Here is an 18,666-nt window from a genome sequence, read left to right as displayed (position 1 = left end):
GATCAGCAGCACTTTAAGATCATAAATACTGTTACACGAAGAAGTGAGTACAGGGGAGGGGGTACATGATAGACAGTCACTGTCATCTTAACTTGGCCCCCTTGGGGGGTAACCTTACTGAAGTGCTGCGTCAGGCTAAGCAAAATGGTGTTAGGCGAATAATGGTGCCAGGCATCACGCCAGAGTCTTGGAAAGTGCTTAGTAGTTATAACAGTCAGCCCTACTGCGATATGCTTCCCATCGATACCGCCATTGGTTTGCACCCTTACTTCCTGCCTAAAGAGCGCGATGAAATTCCTCCTTTACTCAGACAGTTTGAAGAAGCCGTTGCTGATGCGGCGGTGAATGCTAAGGAAAGTCTGTCTGTCGCTGAGGGGGCTTCACAAAACGCTCAAGGTTTTCTTTCCGAAGCTCAAGGCAGTTCATCCAGCGCTCAGGGCTGTTTGTCCGCCGCTCAAGGCTGTTTATCCAACGCTCAAGGCTGTTTATTCAACGCTCAGGGCAGTTTATCCACCGCTCAAGGCTGTTTATCCTCAGCTCAAGGCTGTTTATCCTCAGCTCAAGGCTGTTTCTCAGCCATTGGAGAAACAGGGTTAGACGGTCATATTCCTGTTGATATGAATGTTCAAAAACAGGTGTTACATGCTCATTTAGATATAGCGGATTCTTTTGGGCTTCCCGTTATTTTACACCACCGAAAGTCTCATCACTTGCTGCTAGAAGCCTTGAAGGCATCTTCGTTTGAGGGAAGGGGTGTTGTCCACGCATTTTCAGGCAGTACAGATGTTGCCAAGCGCTATATAGACAGAGGATTTTGTTTAGGCATTGGTGGCACAATTACTTACGAGCGAGCTAAGAAAACGAGAGATACGGTGGCTTATCTACTTCGGTATCATCCAGAGAGTATTTTACTTGAAACCGACGCGCCCGATATGCCAATGTCAGGTAGGCAAGGTCAGCCGAATATGCCTCATTACCTAAAAGATGTGGTTGCAGCCCTCTCAGGCCTCTCTGATATAGAGCCTAATGAGATTAATACGATAACATCTGCAAACTATGCACGCCTTTTTAAGCCATCTCTTTTTTAAACTATTTGATGCAAATAGTGATGAATATTAATCATTACCCAACTGGGCGAATTTGTTGATTACCCAAGGTCTAAACTTGTAGAAGCCCCGGGTTAAATAAATTCCTATCACCAATGCTAAAAATAAAACAATAACCCCAATGAGCAGCAGCTGAGCTCGCAGGGCCAGTGGGTCTTCTAATATCACTTTTGTATTCATGTGAATATGAACGTAACCAATTACGTTGTCGCTACTATTTACAATAGGCTCAACAAACGTAAGAGGCCGCACGTCCTGAGACTGGCTGAGAGCAACGACACTTTCGGTTTTTGGCAAAGGCGCAATGTACTGTCCTTTTTCATCAAATATAGCAATGCCAAGAATATGTGGCTCTTGGGTTAACACAGTGGCTGTACTTTTAAGTGCCAGCGCTCTTGTAGCATCGTTAATAGAATTAGCGTCGGAATTCGCATTACCAGTAGTATCTATAATGGGGGAAACAAGCTTTGCATATTGGCGTGCAGCGCTACTGCCGGCATACTCGGTTTGGGCAAGTAGCCACTCTTCTTGATAACGTTGAAGCATAAGTAGCAGGGCAATAAGCAAGCCAACTACCAGGCTTGCCAGCACTGTATGCACCAGTCGTTTAACCACGGTATATAGCGAGTGAGAATAACTTGCTGACGAGGTCAATAAGTTGGTTTCAGCCTTTGCCAACATGAAATTCCGTTAACGGGTAAATATGAGTGTAACAGTAGGATAAATCTTACTAATTTGAAAGCGGATATTTTATTACTCTGCTCAATTCGGTAGCATGTAACCACTTCTACTTTTAAGGATTTCCCAGTGCTCGACACGTTTAAACAGTTGTTAGGTGATAACGCAGCAGACGATATGCATTGCGCTTCAACGCTAGCGGGTATAATTGCCATGCAGCAAAGTGATGCGTCTTTTCACGCCTCAATGACTATTATAGGACAGGCACTTACACCCTACATTGTCGGCAATATTTTAACTGACACCCAGTCGCACTTTGATACAGTAAGTCTAACTTTTCATCATTTACATCAACAATTTGGTGATGATGTGGTGGTGGTAAAAGGAAATGTGCTCGACGAAGACACGTCAATCTTAAAATCTCTACTTGGTGCCTTATCTGAAACGTTTAACGTTGATATTGGAGTACAGCAGTCTCAGCCTTCTCTTTCTGAAGGGGGCTTGTTAGTCATGGATATGGACAGCACCGTAATTGGTATTGAGTGTATTGATGAAATTGCCAAGTTGGCAGATGTTGGTCAGGAGGTTGCCGAAGTCACAGAAAAGGCGATGCGTGGAGAAATTGCGTTTAACGAAAGTTTACATCACCGTGTTGCGTGTCTTAAGGGTGTGCCCGTTGAGCACCTGCGTCAGATTAGAGACAGCCTGCCTATTATGCCTGGCATTCAAGGGTTACTTAGTGAATTGAAAAAGCACAATTGGAAGCTAGCTATCGCATCGGGTGGTTTTACTTATTTTGCTGATCACTTAAAACGTAGATTAGAGCTTGATTACGCCACGTCCAATACCTTAGTTATCGAAAATGGTCTATTAACTGGGAAAGTAGAAGGCGAAGTGGTTAACGCTGATGTGAAAGCCGAAACAGTGAAACAGCTGGCGTCAAAATGGAATATTTCAGATACCCAAACTGTGGCCATGGGCGATGGTGCTAACGACCTTGTCATGATGGCGACATCGGCGCTTGGTGTAGCGTGTCACGGTAAGCCTGTGGTGAACGAGAAGGCTGATGTTGCCATACGTGTAGGCAGCCTTCACAGCTTGCTTTACTTTTTAGATAAATAACCTATAGCGAATAGTAAAGAGGGAGTGACTCCCTCTTTTAGGCGTTTTGTGGGTTTTGAGCTTCTGGTTTTTGGGGTGATGAGCTGTTTTCACTGCCAGCGCCTTCTAGGTTAATCCCGCTGCCAGCTAAAGTGCGTTTCGGATTGTGGGTTTGAGTCATCCCATCCAGCGTTCGGTTCTGTGCAATTTCAGCTGGGGTAAAACCATAGCGTACTAATACTTCATCGGTTACGTCCACAAGGTGGGCACAAGCTGCAATACTCCACATCTTTTTCTCAAGCTCTCTTGCCCTATGCATTGCATACATAGTGACGTAATTTATTTCTGTCTGCAGCATTGATAGGTCGGGTTTGCCTGTGGTGGTAAGCATCACGTGTATGGCAATAAATTGTCCTCGATTCATTGCCTCTTTAATGAAATTTTGTCGCTGTGTGTTGCTTTCAAATTTGTGAGAGTAGCGAGGAATAATAGCCATGCGTGAGTCTTTCTGGCTATTGTCAAAAGATACAAACAGTTCTTGTCGCAACGGCATGTTTTCTAGCTTTACGGTTTTCACGCCGCTTTGCACAAAAGGGGAATCTTGCTTTCGATCTCGGAATAAAAATTCCAGATTGACTTTGCCTCGCTCTGCGTACTGGGTAGTAAGAAGCGTGACTCGCTCATCTTGTTTCCCAATGATGCCTGCTTGCGGTGTATACCTAACGCCTTCTTTGCTCATAAGAAAAGAAAGAGAGGTAGCATTTCTAGCATTAATACAGCGAAGCGCTTGTCCCATACCCGGGATCTCTTCTTCGTCAGACTCCGCATGCAGGTTTGCTTTGTTTTTCTTTATAAGCTCTTCAAAAAAGCTTCGTGCTGTTTTACCTTCATCACCCGGTGCTGCTTTCAAATGCAGAATGTTCTTATCTACATTGTGGTAAATGATTTCGTACTGTAACTGCATGACGTCAAACGAAGTGGTAATGGCTTGAAGGCGAGGGAATGCGACTTCTACCCGCCCCTCTAAGCTACCGGCGTACTCTTTTGTTAACTCTACTCGAAGGCCTAAACCATGAACTGAGATATCTTCGCTCACACCTTTATGAACGGTGTCATCACCACTGAAACGCGCCTCTATATGAGTGCGTAATCGATAGCGACTCTCAATTCTTAACTCTTCATTTTTGAATCGCACAACTTGAATGTCAGCAGTAGGACGGTTTCGGGGGTGACCAAAGTTACGCAAGTGCGAAAGATTGTCTCGATTAAACGTAAAATCGTTGTAAGTTTCTTGCCCTGTTATCGATGTGACATCGGTGATATGGGCAAGGTAGCGCAAATTTTTAAGCTTCGACATAAGCCTGGCAGAAAGCGGAGTATTGAGCTTCTTTACTTTACTCCCAACAGAATCTGGGATGGAAAGGGGGATATGCGCCTGTTCAGGTACCATAGTGGTAAGCGCTATCTTATACACCCTCCAGCTCGCTTTTTTAGAGCCGAACCCCAAGAACACTTGTTTAAGCAGGTCTTTTTGCATTAACTCTTCAAAAGAAGCCGAATAAAAATACACTTTACTGTTTTGTAGATGGGTAAAGCTGTATACAAAGCATTCTCTTACTTCTTCAGACTTCTGCAATAGGCGTTTGAGTCGCTCTTGAGTCAGCAGAAAGTTTAATCGGCAGTTGTCTTCTTCATCCTGCCAGTATTGTAACGTTTCCCGGTTTACCTCGTTCATCATGGCAAAACGGGGCACCAAGGTTTGATTCACAACATCGATATAAATCGGTAATGTTGGGCTGCGCGGTGAAAAATACTGTTCAGAGGTTTTACTGGTTATCGCTTCGATAGTGTTATTCATATTCACTTTATAGCGACGCTTGTTGCCATGAATAAAACTTTCTAAAAATTGATCAAAGCTTTTGTTTGGATGGTCTGAATCTCGCTGCAATGCGAGGTAGTTCACGTCGTTCTTGGTGAAGATTTTGACCAGCTTATAAGCAATACCGTTTTTCTTATCCATCGTGAACTCACTTTCGAGTCCTCTGAAGTAGATAAAAAGTAGTTCACCTTTCTCGAAAATGGTGTCTTTCGACAATTTGACCTGCAGACCCTCAAGAGAAATGTCCACACTGAGGCCGCGCATTGATTCGTTATATTTATTAAATATCTCTACCGCTACCGCGAAGTTCATTCGTTCGGTATTGCGCTGTCGGTAGTCTAGTAAGTTAACGGTAGGTACTTTGAATTGCTCTAATACTGCCGAGCGTTTCTTTAACTCTGGACGTGCTTTTTCTACCCGCTCTTGTGCAACCTCTCGTTCCTGCATTAAGCGAAAGTTATTTTCTGTGCTTTGCACAGCCTCATAAACACCATACGTATAGCGGCCAAATATTCGAAGCTGCTCTTCAAACTTGTCGACGGCAATATCGTCCATGTAGTGATTTCTACCTTCATGGGGATATTTTTTACATTTACCGTCTACGTTTCCACGCAGGTCAATCGTGCGCATGCAAGGTTTTGCAAGACGCTTTACTTCCATTTTAATCAGGAAGCGCTTTTCCTTTGGGATATCAGAGGCAACTTGCAGTAAAACTTGGTTGAACTCAGGCTCGTTCACCATTGGTTTTAACTGTTCGATTATGTCAGCGTACTGTGCTAAGTCTTGACTCATCTATGCGCAACTTTGTTGTTTACATTTTTCATTTTAGTTTTTATCGGCCGTGGTAGAAAAGACCTTAACCTTTGAATTTCTCGGGTAAGTCCATTTTTCATCTTTAAATTCAAGAAGCCTTGTACTTATTCCAAAGCCGTTTAATGATAGAATACTCTTTTTAAGTTGTGGATAAAACTGGAAAATGGCAAAACGTAAAACTGCTTATGTGTGTTCAGACTGCGGTGCGGAGTTTCCTCGTTGGCAGGGGCAATGCACAGAGTGTAAAGAATGGAATACCATCAGCGAGTTTGTAGTGGCTAGCGCCAAAGAAAATACGCGTCAAGTCAACGCTGGGTACGCGGGTCAAACTGCGGCAAAGATTGAAAGATTGAACGCCATTGACCTCGAAGCGCTGCCTCGTTTTTCTTCAGGCTTTAAAGAGCTAGACCGGGTTCTTGGCGGCGGCATTGTTCCAGGAGCAGCAATGCTAATTGGTGGCTCACCCGGAGCAGGAAAAAGCACGCTTTTACTTCAGGTAATGTGCCAAATGGCGAAGACTGAGAAGGCACTGTATGTGACCGGTGAGGAATCGCTACAGCAAGTTGCCATGCGCGCTAAACGTTTGTCCCTACCCGATGACAACTTAATGATGCTAGCCGAAACCAACGTCGAAACAATTTGTGAACTAGCACTGACTGAAAAACCCAAAATAATGGTTATCGATTCGATTCAAGTTATGCACGTTGCAGACGTTCAATCAGCACCGGGTAGCGTGTCTCAAGTTCGAGAGGGAGCAGCCTATCTAACCCGTTTTGCCAAACAAAATCATATCGCCATGTTTATCGTTGGCCACGTGACAAAAGATGGCAACCTTGCAGGGCCCAAAGTGCTCGAGCATTGCATTGATAGCTCCATGATGTTGGAAGGGGAAAGCGATGGTCGTTATCGCACCTTGCGCAGCCATAAAAACCGTTTTGGTGCGGTCAATGAGCTGGGCGTTTTTGCGATGACTGAAAAAGGCTTAAAAGAGGTAAAAAATCCGTCTGCCATATTTTTAAGTCGTGACGAAAATGAAACCCCAGGCTCTAGCGTTATGGTTATCTGGGAAGGCACCCGTCCATTACTTGTAGAAATTCAAGCGCTGGTAGACTATTCACAAATGTCTAATCCAAGGCGGATTGCGGTGGGCCTTGATCAAAATAGGCTGTCGATGCTACTTGCCGTGCTTCATCGGCACGGCAACGTTCAAATGAACGATCAAGATGTGTTTGTGAATGTAGTGGGTGGGGTAAGAGTAACAGAGACCGGTGCCGACTTGGCTTTGCTATTAGCAATGATTTCAAGCTTTAGAAATCGTTCGCTACCTAACGATCTTATTGTCTTTGGCGAAGTGGGGCTAGCTGGTGAAATTAGGCCTGTTCCCAACGGCACAGAACGCATCATTGAAGCTGCAAAGCACGGATTCAAACGTGCGATAGTGCCAAAAGCTAATATGCCGAAGCAAGCCATGCAGGGTATGAAGGTAATACCGGTAGCCCGTTTGTCAGAAGCACTAGATGCGTTGGAACAGTAAGATAAGGTCTATCTGCAAGTAAGTGTTAATTACCGTGTTCATAGACAGCATTGACCAACGCATTGAGATCTTTTTCATCAATGCTGTTATCTGGGCTATTTAAACTAATTAAACGTCGCAGGGCACTGACGCAATTTATGTCCATTTGTGACACCTTACATCCTAAAGATACCTTCGACTTGCGGCTATCTGAATGTCGATAAAGCTGCTCTATATACAGAGTGATGAGAGGACTATCCTCGTTGGCCCTAAAGTTAGCCACGTATGGGTCATGACTATCGAAAGGCAATTTCGCCAGTTCAGTCTCAGTAGCGAGGAGCTTAATCCCTTGTAGGGATACATCATGAACAATGACATCTATTTCGCTATCGTTGTGGGCAAGCTTTCCCGGAACATTTAATGCAACCCTTTGAAATTGGCGCTTATCTGTCATGCTCTCTTATCTCTTTAAGTCCTATTAACCACAGTATTAGCGAATAACGGCGGGTTATCAATGTAAAGAAATAATAATTTGCGAGATGCTGTTCATTTTGGCTGCTAGTAGGCGTGTCGTAACACAAAAAGGCCCTCTGTTTGAAGAGGGCCTTATCGTTACTTAATACTGTAAATTGTTACTTAATGCTGTTTACTGATGCTAATGAGTTAATAGCTGCGTTGTCAGCGTGCTATTAACGCATCATTAAGGTTATCAGCGTTGTTCACAACGATGTTATTAACTACTTAGACATGCGCTTGTACTTCAAGCGGTGAGGTTCCACAATATCTTTACCAAACTCTTGCTTGAGCCATGTTTCATAGTCGGCATAGTTACCCTCAAAGAAGTTAATATTGCCTTCGTCACGGTAATCCATAATGTGAGTCGCTACTCTGTCTAGGAACCATCTATCGTGCGAAATAACCATCGCGCAACCAGGGAACTCCAATAAGGCATTTTCAAGTGCACGTAACGTCTCTACGTCTAGGTCATTCGTGGGCTCATCCAGTAGCAACACGTTCCCGCCAGCTTTAAGTAGCTTTGCTAAATGGACTCGGTTACGCTCACCACCTGACAAGTCTTTGATAAACTTCTGCTGGTCGTTACCTTTGAAGTTAAATCGGCTGCAGTAGGCGCGACTGGCAATTTCGAAGTTACCAATTCGAATGATGTCTTGATCATCCGAGATTTCCTTCCATACCGTGTTGTTTTCATTCATGTGGTCACGGAACTGCTCAACGGCGGCAATGTTGACAGTATCGCCCAGCTCGATGCTTCCCGCATCAGGCTGCTCTGCACCCGTTAGCATTCTGAACAGGGTAGATTTACCCGCACCGTTTGGACCAACAATCCCAACGATAGCGCCCTTTGGAACGCTGAACGATAAATCGTCAATAAGCACGCGGTCGCCATAGGACTTTTTAAGGTTCGATACATCAATAACCTTATCGCCTAAACGTTCACCAGGTGGAATGAAGAGCTCGTTTGTTTCATTTCTCTTTTGGTAATCACCCGTCGAGAGTTCTTCAAATCGCGCCATACGGGCCTTGCTCTTGGCATGGCGACCTTTCGGGTTTGAGCGAACCCATTCAAGTTCTTGTTTAATACTCTTTTGACGAGCAGTCTCAATGCGCTCTTCTTGCTCTAGTCTGCTCTCTTTTTGCTCAAGCCACGATGAGTAGTTGCCTTCCCATGGAATGCCTTCACCACGGTCAAGTTCTAAAATCCATCCTGCTACATTATCTAAGAAGTATCTATCATGGGTGATGGCCACAACGGTGCCTTCGTAGTCGTGTAAGAACCGCTCGAGCCACGCTACAGATTCTGCATCCAAGTGGTTAGTGGGTTCGTCTAATAGCAGCATTTCAGGTTTTTCAAGAAGTAGGCGACACAGTGCAACCCGACGACGTTCACCCCCTGATAGCTTGGTTACATCAGCATCCCACGCAGGAAGCCTTAACGCATCGGCAGCACGCTCAAGCACGTTTTCAAGGTTGTGCCCGTCTTTGGTTTGAATGATCGCTTCAAGTTCACCTTGCTCTTTAGCTAAGGCATCAAAGTCGGCGTCTGCGTCGGCATAGGCTGCATACACTTCGTCAAGGCGTGTGAGCGCATGTTTAACATCTGCTACCGCTTCTTCAATATTGCCGCGAACGTCTTTTGTTTCATCAAGACGAGGCTCCTGGGATAAGTAGCCTACTTTAAGTCCAGGCTGAGGGCGTGCTTCACCTTCAATATCGGTGTCGATACCTGCCATGATACGCAAAAGCGTAGATTTACCGGCACCGTTTAAACCGAGTACGCCAATTTTGGCGCCTGGGAAAAAGCTGAGAGAGATATTTTTAAGAATTTGTCTATTCGGTGGCACAATTTTGCCAACGCGATGCATACTGTATACGTATTGAGCCATGCTCTAACCTCGCTAAAACGCGGTGAAAAATCAGATGATTATGATTTGGTGATAAAATTGACCATAGTGTACTCGCAACACTATAGCGTGCGCTAGTCTGTAACGCCATGGAAGTAAGTGCTTGATGGTTTTTTGTGCGTTCAGCATGCAAGTACAGAAAATTGCATCGGAGCACTCCAGTATTTAGGATAAACTTGGCAACATATTTGCGAATTTGCGAGAGCTTGCTAGATACTTGGGTTTATAGCCCAAGCGCTTTTTTTAAAAGGCTATAGTGATACAAAACATATGCTCAAAGCAGATAAAAGCGCATACAAAAAATTCGTGAGCAAGGTGCTTGAATCGAAAAAGTGCTGATCACTCATCTTCTATCGTGTGTATTTAAATATGAAATTGTTAACAGGTAATTAAGTGTATGACAGCCATTAATAAAGGTACCTATAGTTTAGCCGAGCTTGCCAGCCATGTTGGTGGGGTTGTACAAGGAGACAGCACTACGCCTATTTCCTCAGTTGCCACTTTAGCAGGCGCTAAACATCATCAGATTTCATTTCTGACCAACCCTAAATACAAGTCCCAGCTGGCAGAAACACACGCTGGTGCGGTAATTGTGCACGATAAGGTAAAAGGCGATGTACAGTGTGCAGCGCTCATTGTAGACAACCCTCATGTTGCCTTTGCGCGTATCGCTCAGCTATTTGATACCACGCCTGCGGTAGCATCAAACATTGCTCAAACCGCTATTATTGCGTCTTCCGCTCGACTTGGAAGTGATGTCTCTTTAGGTGAGAACGTTATCATTGAAGATAATGTAGTACTCGGAGACGGCGTGAGCATTGGCGCTAATTCCGTGGTACGCAAGGGAACTCACATCGGTCAAGGGAGTACGCTTTACCCCAACGTGACAATTTATCACGACGTGGTAATAGGCAAGCGAGTGACTATTCACAGCCAAACAGTTGTTGGCTCGTCGGGCTTTGGCTACGCCAATGATAAAGGCGTGTGGTTACCTATTCCTCAGTTGGGTTCGGTACGCATAGGCGATGACAGTCAAATTGGAGCAAGCACCAGTATTGACCGCGGTGCCTTAGACGACACAATAATTGGCGATAACGTAATTATTGATAATCAGGTGCAAATTGGCCATAACTGCATCATTGGCGATCACTCTTGCATCTGCGGCTCCACAGGCATTGCAGGAAGTTGCAACATCGGTAAACACGTAATTATAGCGGGTGGCTGTGGTGTAAATGGGCACATAAGCATCTGTGATAATGTGCAAATCACAGGGTTTACAATGGTGGTGCAAGATATTACTTCACCTGGGGTTTATTCATCAGGCCAGCCTGCTCAAACCAATCTTGACTGGCGTAAAAACACGGTAAGACTACAAAAAATTGGGAGTCTATTTGACCGAGTGAAAGCACTGGAAAAACAGGTCTGATGTGCTTGTAGCCGAGGATTTACGTTAAACCTAGGCCATTTAAATTAATTTAGCCATAAAGCGGTATACAAGTGATCGAAAATGACTAGAATATGGCTCCAAAATTACGCTGTCTGAGCATGACTCATCAAGTTGAGGATTGCACTTTTTGCGCAACATTGTTTACCGTGCCATAAATAATCGCAGTTAAGGAGCCCCCATGTTTTCTCGCGAAATGAACATAGCTGACTTTGATCCAGAATTAGCCACAGCAATGGCCAATGAAGTTCAGCGTCAAGAACATCACATTGAGCTAATAGCCTCTGAAAACTACTGTAGTCCGCGTGTGATGGAAGCTCAGGGTTCTCAATTAACCAATAAATATGCTGAGGGTTATCCGGGCAAGCGCTATTACGGCGGTTGTGAGCATGTTGACGTAGTAGAACAACTTGCCATTGATAGAGCGAAGCAGCTGTTTGGTGCTGAATACGCTAACGTCCAGCCTCACGCTGGCTCACAAGCAAATACTGCTGTTTTCATGGCGTTGCTTGATGCAGGCGATACGGTATTGGGAATGAGCCTGTCTGAAGGCGGCCACCTTACTCACGGCTCACATGTAAACTTCTCTGGTAAAACTTACAATGCGGTTCAGTACGGACTTGACAATGAAACCGGTGAAATTGATTACGCGCAAGTTGAAGCCCTAGCGAAAGAACACGAGCCAAAAATGATCATTGGTGGTTTCTCTGCATACTCAGGCATTGTTGACTGGGCTAAGTTCCGCGAAATTGCAGACAGCGTAGGCGCGTATCTGCTTGTGGACATGGCTCACGTAGCAGGTTTAGTTGCGGCAGGTGTTTACCCTAATCCACTTCCACATGCGCATGTGGTAACGACGACTACCCACAAAACTTTGGCCGGTCCTCGCAGTGGTCTTATTCTTTCATCATGCGGCGACGAAACGCTATACAAGAAATTCAATAGCTCAGTATTCCCAGGTAACCAAGGTGGCCCACTTTGCCACGTTATTGCAGCAAAAGCAGTTGCCTTTAAAGAAGCGCTAGAGCCTGAGTTTAAAGTATACCAACAGCAAGTAGTGGCAAATGCAAAAGCAATGGTTAAAGTGATGCAAGAGCGCGGTTACAACATCGTCTCTGGTGGCACAGATAACCACTTGTTCCTTCTTGATTTGATCGACAAAGACATCACTGGTAAAGACGCTGACGCAGCTTTAGGCTCAGCAAACATTACAGTGAACAAGAACTCCGTGCCTAACGATCCTCGTTCACCGTTTGTCACGAGCGGTCTTCGCATCGGCAGTCCTGCAATCACTCGCAGAGGTTTTAAAGAAGAACAAGCACAGCAAGTTGCTACTTGGATTTGTGACGTACTTGATAACATGGGCGATGAGTCTGTCATCAAGCGCGTGCAAGGTGAAGTAGTTGAACTATGCTCAAAGTTCCCTGTTTACTCGTAAGTAAATAGGTTTGTCTTTTATTGCGTACTTTGGTACTAATGCACTCTTGCATCTCTGCAATTTGCATCAGCCTAAGTACGCAATTATAAAGGATATTCTATGTTTTGCCCTTTTTGTTCAGCGCAAGAAACGAAAGTTATTGATTCTCGCTTAGTTGCAGAAGGGTATCAGGTACGAAGACGAAGAGAATGTGCTCAGTGCCACGAACGTTTTACTACGTTTGAGGGGGCTGAATTAGTTATGCCTCGTGTGATCAAGCGAGACGGCTCCCGCGAACCGTTCAACGAAGATAAGCTACGAGCTGGGCTGCAGCGAGCGCTAGAAAAGCGTCCTGTAAGCACAGAAAAAGTTGAACAATGTATATTATCCCTCAAATCCGAACTTCGTGCGACCGGCGAAAGAGAGGTTGAAAGCGAATTCCTTGGCACTCTCATTATGAAAGCATTGAAGGAATTAGACAAAGTTGCCTACGTGCGCTTTGCTTCCGTTTATCGATCCTTTGAAGATATAAGAGAATTTGGTGAGGAAATTGCGAGGCTTGGAGACTGACCACAGGACACCACGTGCAGCAAAACACCGTTAAATCTGATTATTATTGGATGGCCAAAGCCATTCAACTTGCAAAAAAGGGCCGTTACACCACGTCGCCTAACCCGAGAGTCGGTTGCGTTATTGTTGATGAACACAACCAATGTATTGGCCAAGGGTATCACGTAAAAGCTGGCACTCCCCATGCCGAAGTTCATGCACTACACCAAGCTCGACAGTCCCATGAAAAATCTTTAGAAGCCGCCACTGCCTACGTCACACTTGAACCTTGCAGCCACTACGGTCGTACTCCCCCTTGTGCTGAAGCGCTTATCAATGCAAACGTTGCAAGGGTGGTGATTGCGATGACAGATCCCAATCCTAATGTAAGTGGCAATGGTATCCGCAAGCTGCAAGAAGCTGGCATAGAAGTGGTGAGTGACGTAATGGCTGCAGAAGCGGCTGCACTCAACCCGGGGTTTGTGAAGCGAATGCTTACCGGAACACCTTTTGTGAGGGTGAAGTTAGGTATTAGTTTAGACGGAAAAATAGCGTTAGAAAACGGCGTGAGTCAGTGGATTACCGGGCCTCAGGCTAGACGAGATGTTCAGCGTCACCGTGCACAAAGCTGCTGTGTGCTCACAGGTTCTGGCACCGTCTTAGCCGATGACCCCAGTTTACTGGTTAGGCCATCTGAGGCGCAATTCAGTGACTATCCGCTGGACGAAATTAGGCAGCCTGCTCGTGTTGTTGTTGACAGCAAGGGCGTGATTAATGGTGAGTACCAATGCTTGAACGACGCGCACACCACGCTTATAGCAACATGCGAAGCGCATATGGACACGGACGCACAGCATTATCTTTTGATTAAGGAAAATCAGGGACGCGTTGATTTGCACGCGCTTATGCAGGCTTTAGGTGATAAGCAATACAATGAAGTGTGGGTTGAAGCTGGGCCTGGACTTGCCGGCGCACTTTTAGATGCCGGGCTGGTGGACGAATTGATTTGTTATCAAGCGCCGATTTTGCTGGGCAATAAAGGAAGAAGCATGGTCACGTTGCCTAGTTTTACGGCCATTGAACAATCTATTTCGCTCTCTCTTATTGAAAATCGTCAGGTTGGTAACGATATTAAGCTTACGTACCGCCCCGACACTATGAGTCCGCGTAATTAAACGCGGCAACGAGGACAGCTATGTTTACTGGTATTATTGAAGCATTAGGCACAATTCAAAAGCTAGATAACCGGGGTAAAGATATCCGGTTAACGGTATCATCCAAGCATCTTGATATGTCTGATGTAGCCCTTGGCGATAGTATTGCCACAAATGGTGTATGCTTAACAGTAACTGACTTTGGCGATGACTACTATTGCGCAGATGTATCTACTGAAACCATAAAGTTGACCGGGTTTAAGCATTATCGCGCAGGCTCTACCGTAAACCTGGAAAAGGCAATGCGTCCTACGGATCGCTTCGGCGGTCACATTGTTTCCGGTCACGTAGATGGTGTGGGGGAAGTAAGCCAAATTATTAAGCACACTGATTACGTTGAAATTTGGGTCAAGGCTCCAGAGGCAATTGCTAAGTATATTGCACACAAAGGCAGTATCACTGTAGACGGTGTCAGCTTAACGGTAAACAAAGTGAATGGTGCAGAGTTTATGCTGTGGATCATCCCTCATACGTTAAAGGAAACAGTACTAGGCACCTATAAGGTTGGCACCGAAGTCAATTTGGAAGTTGATGTCATTGCCCGATATCTAGAGCGCCTAATGCTTGGCGATAAAGCTGCTGAGCCTGCAGAAAAAGGTATTGATATGGCGTTTTTAGCCGAGAACGGATTTTTAAAAAAATAACCCTACAAGAAGTATAAAATATGGCATTTAACACATCAGAAGAAATAATAGAAGATATCCGTCAGGGTAAGATGGTTATCTTGATGGATGATGAAGACCGCGAAAATGAAGGCGATCTGATTATGGCGGCCGAACATGTGACGCCAGAAGCCATAAATTTTATGGTAACGCATGCAAGGGGCCTTGTTTGTCTTCCTATGACGCCGGACCGCTGTCGCCGACTGAACCTTTCTCTTATGGTAGACAAAAACGAAGCTCAGTTTTCTACTAATTTCACTGTCTCTATAGAAGCAGCTACTGGCGTTACTACGGGTATTTCAGCGGCAGACCGGGCGACAACAATCAAGGCTGCTGTTGGCAAAGATGCTAAGGCGACGGATATTGTTCAGCCAGGTCATATTTTCCCGCTTATCGCTAAAGAGGGTGGTGTGTTAAATCGTGCAGGTCACACTGAGGCGGGTGTAGACTTGCCTCGTTTGGCTGGACTTGAGCCCGCAGGTGTTATCGTTGAAATTCTGAATGAAGACGGCACAATGGCGCGTCGACCAGAGCTAGAAACGTTTGCAGCGAAGCACGATTTGAAAATTGGCACCATTGCCGATCTCATCGAGTACCGAAACTTGAATGAGACGACCATAGAGAAAGTAGCCCAGTGCAATATTCCTACTGAATACGGCGATTTTGAACTGCATACATTCAAAGACAGTATCGACAATCAGCTTCATTTTGCCCTCAAAAAAGGCGAAGTATCTGAAACATCGCCAACGTTAGTGCGTGTTCACCTTCACAACACTTTTAGTGATCTGCTTGGTTCTACACGGGGTATCAACCGCTCGATGACGCTCTCTCAAGGTATGCAAAAAATAGCAGACGAAGGCGGCGTGCTGGTTCTACTCGGTAAAGATGAACAAATAGAAAATCAAGTGAGACGTTTCGCTGCTGAAGACAGAGGCGAACAGCCAGCCGGTGCTGACTGGCAGGGATCATCTCGTACTATTGGTGTGGGCAGTCAAATATTGGCATCGATGGGCGTACACAAGATGCGTTTATTGAGTAAACCCATAAAGTACCATGCTCTATCAGGGTATGGTCTAGAAGTTGTAGAATACGTTCACGACTAACAGGTCATTGTAGAAATAACGTGTTTTTAAATTTAATTATCACAAAAACACGTTGGTGACATGACCGTTATATTAGAAACAAAAAGTGTGCTGATGCGCACTTTTTGTCTATTTACACAGGTTTCAACGACCTAGTTTAAACGACCTAGTTTAAACGATTCTGGGCTGCGGCGAACAAAGTCGTTGGATAAAAAAACAATCGATTCAGTTTAGGTGCAGTTGTGGTATACTTCGCGCCGCTTTTTCTCGAGGAATGAAAACATGCAAGTAATTGAAGGTAACATCCGCGCTACGGGTAAAAAATTCGCTATTGTAGTTTCACGCTTTAACAGCTTTGTTGTTGAAAGCCTACTAGAAGGCGCGCTGGATACGCTAGAGCGTCATGGTGAAGTAAGTGGAGACGACATCACAGTAGTACGTGTTCCGGGTGCCTATGAGCTACCTATCGTGGCTAAAAAACTTGCCGAGAAAAAGTCATTTGACGGCATCATTGCACTTGGCGCAGTTATTCGTGGCGGCACACCGCACTTTGATTTCGTAGCGGGTGAGTGTAATAAAGGTTTAGCGCAAGTTTCGTTAGAATACGGCGTACCTTTGTCATTTGGCGTTATCACAACAGATTCAATTGAACAGGCTATCGAGCGTTCAGGAACCAAAGCTGGCAACAAAGGTGCAGAAGCTGCACTTGGCGCGCTAGAAATGGTTAACGTTATCGATGCTGTTGAAAAGCTTTAAGGTAATTATTTAGTGAAAGTTTCAGCTCGTCGTAAAGCCCGTGAATTAGCCTTGCAAGGCATTTATTCATGGCAAATGAGTCATAACGATATTCAGCAGATTGAACTGGCGTTAGCTACCAGTAATGATATGCAGAAGGTTGATATGGCATATTTCCAAGCGCTCCTAAAAGGAGTGGCACACAACGCAAGTAATTTGGATGCGACGATTAAGCCTTACCTTGGCCGATTGCCAGAAGAGTTAGACGCCATTGAAAAAGCGATTCTTCGTATAGCTACGCTGGAACTGACTGAGCGCATCGATGTGCCATATCGCGTCATCATTAATGAAGCTATTGAACTAGCTAAATCATTCGGCGCTGAAGACAGCCACAAATTCATCAATGGTGCACTCGACAAAGCAGTGAAAACGCTGCGAAAAGACGAGCGCGACTAACCTATTTCAGTGACACTGGACGTTACTTAAGGTTTCTAAATTACCGTGAAAGAATTCGACCTTATCGGCCGCTACTTTTCTGCTGGCGGTCATAAAAGACGAGACGTAGTTATTGGTATTGGTGATGATTGTGCCGTTACTATGGTGCCTGAAAATCAGCAACTCGCAGTAACTACTGATACGCTTGTAGCAGATGTCCACTTTCTAAGAGATGCGCCCGCTAAGTCAGTGGCGTACAAGGCCGTTGCAGCCAATCTTAGTGACTTGGCAGCTATGGGCGCAGAGCCAGCTTGGATCAGCCTGTCCCTGTCCCTACCTGAGGTTAAGGAAGCATGGTTAAGTGACTTTGTTACCGGTCTTTACGAGCTTACCCAATACTACTCTGTACAGCTAATTGGTGGTGATACGGTTAAAGGTCCTATGGCCATGACTATCACTGCACAAGGTTTTATCCCTCCAGGTTCAGAACTGACCCGCAGTGGCGCCAAACCCGGTGATTGGGTGTACGTTACTGGTACACTGGGCGATGCAGGTGCCGGTTTAGATATCTTACAAGGTAAGCTAGACGTTGCCGGCGAGGCGAGAGACGTGCTGATAAATAGGCATTATTTCCCTACACCTCGCGTTGCGGTTGGAACAGCAATGCGCCGTATTGCATCTTCTTGTATCGACGTATCTGATGGCGTTATTTCCGACTTAAAACATATCTTAAGTGCATCTGGCTGTGGTGCTAATCTTCACGTTGATCGTCTGCCGTTATCCAGAGCACTAACAAGTGCGGTATCACAGGATCAAGCCATAGAATATGCGCTTTCTGCTGGTGACGATTACGAACTCATTTTTACCGTATCGGAAGAGCAGCGCGGTAGCCTTGAAACCTCTATCGCGAGTACAAACGTGAAGGCAACGTGTATTGGTCAGCTTACTGGCCACAACGATAAGCTTTCACTGTTTAAAAATGACGAAAAGTACACGCCAAAGCAGTCTACAGGCTACGAGCATACCTTTTAATATGGACATTTAACATGCAGGCTGAGTTTCGAGCTAGAGTAAGTATGAAGAACCCAGTGCACTTCTTAGCACTTGGGTTTGGCAGTGGCTTAGTCCCCGTTATGCCGGGAACCTTTGGCTCTCTCGCCGCTATCCCACTGCTTTTATTGTGTATGGGGCTATCTGCGCCTTCCTTCATTGCCGTTACGCTTATAGCTTCAGTCGTAGGCATTTATCTGTGCGGTAAAACGGCTGATGATATGCAGGTACACGATCATGGTTCTATCGTGTGGGACGAAATTGCAGGCATGTTTGTTACGTTTTTATTTTTACCGCTAACGGCATCAACACTCGTTTTGGGGTTTGTGTTATTTAGACTATTCGATATTCTAAAGCCTTGGCCTATTGGCGTTATCGATAAACGGTTACATGGCGGTACGGGAATAATGCTTGATGACCTACTCGCAGGTGCAATGGCATGCGCGTGCTTGCATATTTGTGTAACCCTGTATCCTGCCGTACTTACCCTGTTTTAAAAAGGCATATGCTTTTAAGCCATCTGTTTTATCAAGGTGTGCAAGAGGGTAGTTGACGAGACTTATAG

Annotated in this window: 17 protein-coding genes; 13 read left to right on the top strand and 4 right to left on the bottom strand. The window is 45.2% G+C overall.

From position 1 onward, the window contains the following. Nucleotides 1-65: 65 nt before the first annotated feature. On the top strand, nucleotides 66-1,088 hold the full coding sequence (locus AC27HD_RS07465; RefSeq protein WP_487104778.1) for a TatD family hydrolase: 1,023 nt from the start codon (nucleotides 66-68) through the stop codon (nucleotides 1,086-1,088). Between the two features lie 27 nt (nucleotides 1,089-1,115). On the opposite strand, the gene AC27HD_RS07460 is transcribed toward AC27HD_RS07465, so the two are convergent. After that, the gene (locus AC27HD_RS07460) at nucleotides 1,116-1,787 is read right to left on the bottom strand and encodes a hypothetical protein (protein ID WP_487104776.1); all 672 of its coding nucleotides are present in this window, start codon (nucleotides 1,785-1,787) and stop codon (nucleotides 1,116-1,118) included. A gap of 174 nt (nucleotides 1,788-1,961) precedes the next feature. On the opposite strand from AC27HD_RS07460, the gene serB reads away from it, so the two are divergent. After that, nucleotides 1,962-2,906, top strand: a complete 945-nt coding sequence (gene serB / locus AC27HD_RS07455; protein ID WP_487105540.1) for a phosphoserine phosphatase SerB — start codon at nucleotides 1,962-1,964, stop codon at nucleotides 2,904-2,906. A 37-nt stretch (nucleotides 2,907-2,943) separates the two neighbouring features. Here the strand turns inward: serB and AC27HD_RS07450 are convergent, their stop codons facing one another. Then, a complete protein-coding gene (locus AC27HD_RS07450; protein WP_487104774.1) occupies nucleotides 2,944-5,556 on the bottom strand; it encodes a PilZ domain-containing protein in 2,613 nt (870 codons plus the stop codon). Between the two features lie 184 nt (nucleotides 5,557-5,740). Between AC27HD_RS07450 and radA the strand changes: the two genes are divergently transcribed. After that, nucleotides 5,741-7,111 (top strand): DNA repair protein RadA, encoded by a 1,371-nt coding sequence (radA, locus tag AC27HD_RS07445; protein ID WP_487104772.1) that lies wholly within the window; start codon nucleotides 5,741-5,743, stop codon nucleotides 7,109-7,111. Nucleotides 7,112-7,136: 25 nt separating this feature from the next. Here the strand turns inward: radA and AC27HD_RS07440 are convergent, their stop codons facing one another. Continuing rightward, entirely contained in the window at nucleotides 7,137-7,544 is a 408-nt protein-coding gene (locus AC27HD_RS07440) for a PilZ domain-containing protein (protein ID WP_487104770.1), read from the bottom strand. A 283-nt stretch (nucleotides 7,545-7,827) separates the two neighbouring features. Continuing rightward, entirely contained in the window at nucleotides 7,828-9,495 is a 1,668-nt protein-coding gene (ettA, locus tag AC27HD_RS07435) for an energy-dependent translational throttle protein EttA (RefSeq protein WP_349376989.1), read from the bottom strand. A gap of 415 nt (nucleotides 9,496-9,910) precedes the next feature. On the opposite strand from ettA, the gene lpxD reads away from it, so the two are divergent. The 10 genes from lpxD (at nucleotide 9,911) to AC27HD_RS07385 (ending at nucleotide 18,598) form a co-directional block, all read left to right on the top strand. Continuing rightward, nucleotides 9,911-10,939, top strand: a complete 1,029-nt coding sequence (gene lpxD / locus AC27HD_RS07430; RefSeq protein ID WP_487104768.1) for a UDP-3-O-(3-hydroxymyristoyl)glucosamine N-acyltransferase — start codon at nucleotides 9,911-9,913, stop codon at nucleotides 10,937-10,939. A gap of 199 nt (nucleotides 10,940-11,138) precedes the next feature. Next, nucleotides 11,139-12,395, top strand: coding sequence for a serine hydroxymethyltransferase (gene glyA / locus AC27HD_RS07425; protein ID WP_487104766.1), 1,257 nt, complete (start codon nucleotides 11,139-11,141; stop codon nucleotides 12,393-12,395). Between the two features lie 99 nt (nucleotides 12,396-12,494). Further along, nucleotides 12,495-12,944 carry a transcriptional regulator NrdR gene (gene nrdR / locus AC27HD_RS07420; protein WP_032096920.1) on the top strand — a complete coding sequence of 150 codons (450 nt, stop codon included), beginning with the start codon at nucleotides 12,495-12,497 and terminating at the stop codon, nucleotides 12,942-12,944. Nucleotides 12,945-12,958: 14 nt separating this feature from the next. Continuing rightward, nucleotides 12,959-14,098, top strand: a complete 1,140-nt coding sequence (gene ribD / locus AC27HD_RS07415) for a bifunctional diaminohydroxyphosphoribosylaminopyrimidine deaminase/5-amino-6-(5-phosphoribosylamino)uracil reductase RibD (protein ID WP_487104764.1) — start codon at nucleotides 12,959-12,961, stop codon at nucleotides 14,096-14,098. Nucleotides 14,099-14,118: 20 nt separating this feature from the next. Further along, a complete protein-coding gene (locus tag AC27HD_RS07410; protein ID WP_487104762.1) occupies nucleotides 14,119-14,781 on the top strand; it encodes a riboflavin synthase in 663 nt (220 codons plus the stop codon). A 20-nt stretch (nucleotides 14,782-14,801) separates the two neighbouring features. Beyond that, nucleotides 14,802-15,902 (top strand): bifunctional 3,4-dihydroxy-2-butanone-4-phosphate synthase/GTP cyclohydrolase II, encoded by a 1,101-nt coding sequence (ribBA, locus tag AC27HD_RS07405; protein ID WP_487104760.1) that lies wholly within the window; start codon nucleotides 14,802-14,804, stop codon nucleotides 15,900-15,902. A 261-nt stretch (nucleotides 15,903-16,163) separates the two neighbouring features. Next, on the top strand, nucleotides 16,164-16,637 hold the full coding sequence (gene ribH / locus AC27HD_RS07400) for a 6,7-dimethyl-8-ribityllumazine synthase (RefSeq protein ID WP_032096923.1): 474 nt from the start codon (nucleotides 16,164-16,166) through the stop codon (nucleotides 16,635-16,637). A gap of 12 nt (nucleotides 16,638-16,649) precedes the next feature. Beyond that, a complete protein-coding gene (gene nusB, locus AC27HD_RS07395) occupies nucleotides 16,650-17,072 on the top strand; it encodes a transcription antitermination factor NusB (RefSeq protein ID WP_032096924.1) in 423 nt (140 codons plus the stop codon). Between the two features lie 45 nt (nucleotides 17,073-17,117). Continuing rightward, on the top strand, nucleotides 17,118-18,083 hold the full coding sequence (gene thiL / locus AC27HD_RS07390; protein WP_487104757.1) for a thiamine-phosphate kinase: 966 nt from the start codon (nucleotides 17,118-17,120) through the stop codon (nucleotides 18,081-18,083). Nucleotides 18,084-18,097: 14 nt separating this feature from the next. Next, nucleotides 18,098-18,598 carry a phosphatidylglycerophosphatase A family protein gene (locus tag AC27HD_RS07385; RefSeq protein ID WP_487104755.1) on the top strand — a complete coding sequence of 167 codons (501 nt, stop codon included), beginning with the start codon at nucleotides 18,098-18,100 and terminating at the stop codon, nucleotides 18,596-18,598. Nucleotides 18,599-18,666 lie beyond the last annotated feature (68 nt).

The sequence above is a fragment of the Alteromonas sp. 4NS20-0143 genome (assembly GCF_057542855.1).
This window is presented reverse-complemented; position numbering and strand designations above follow the sequence as displayed.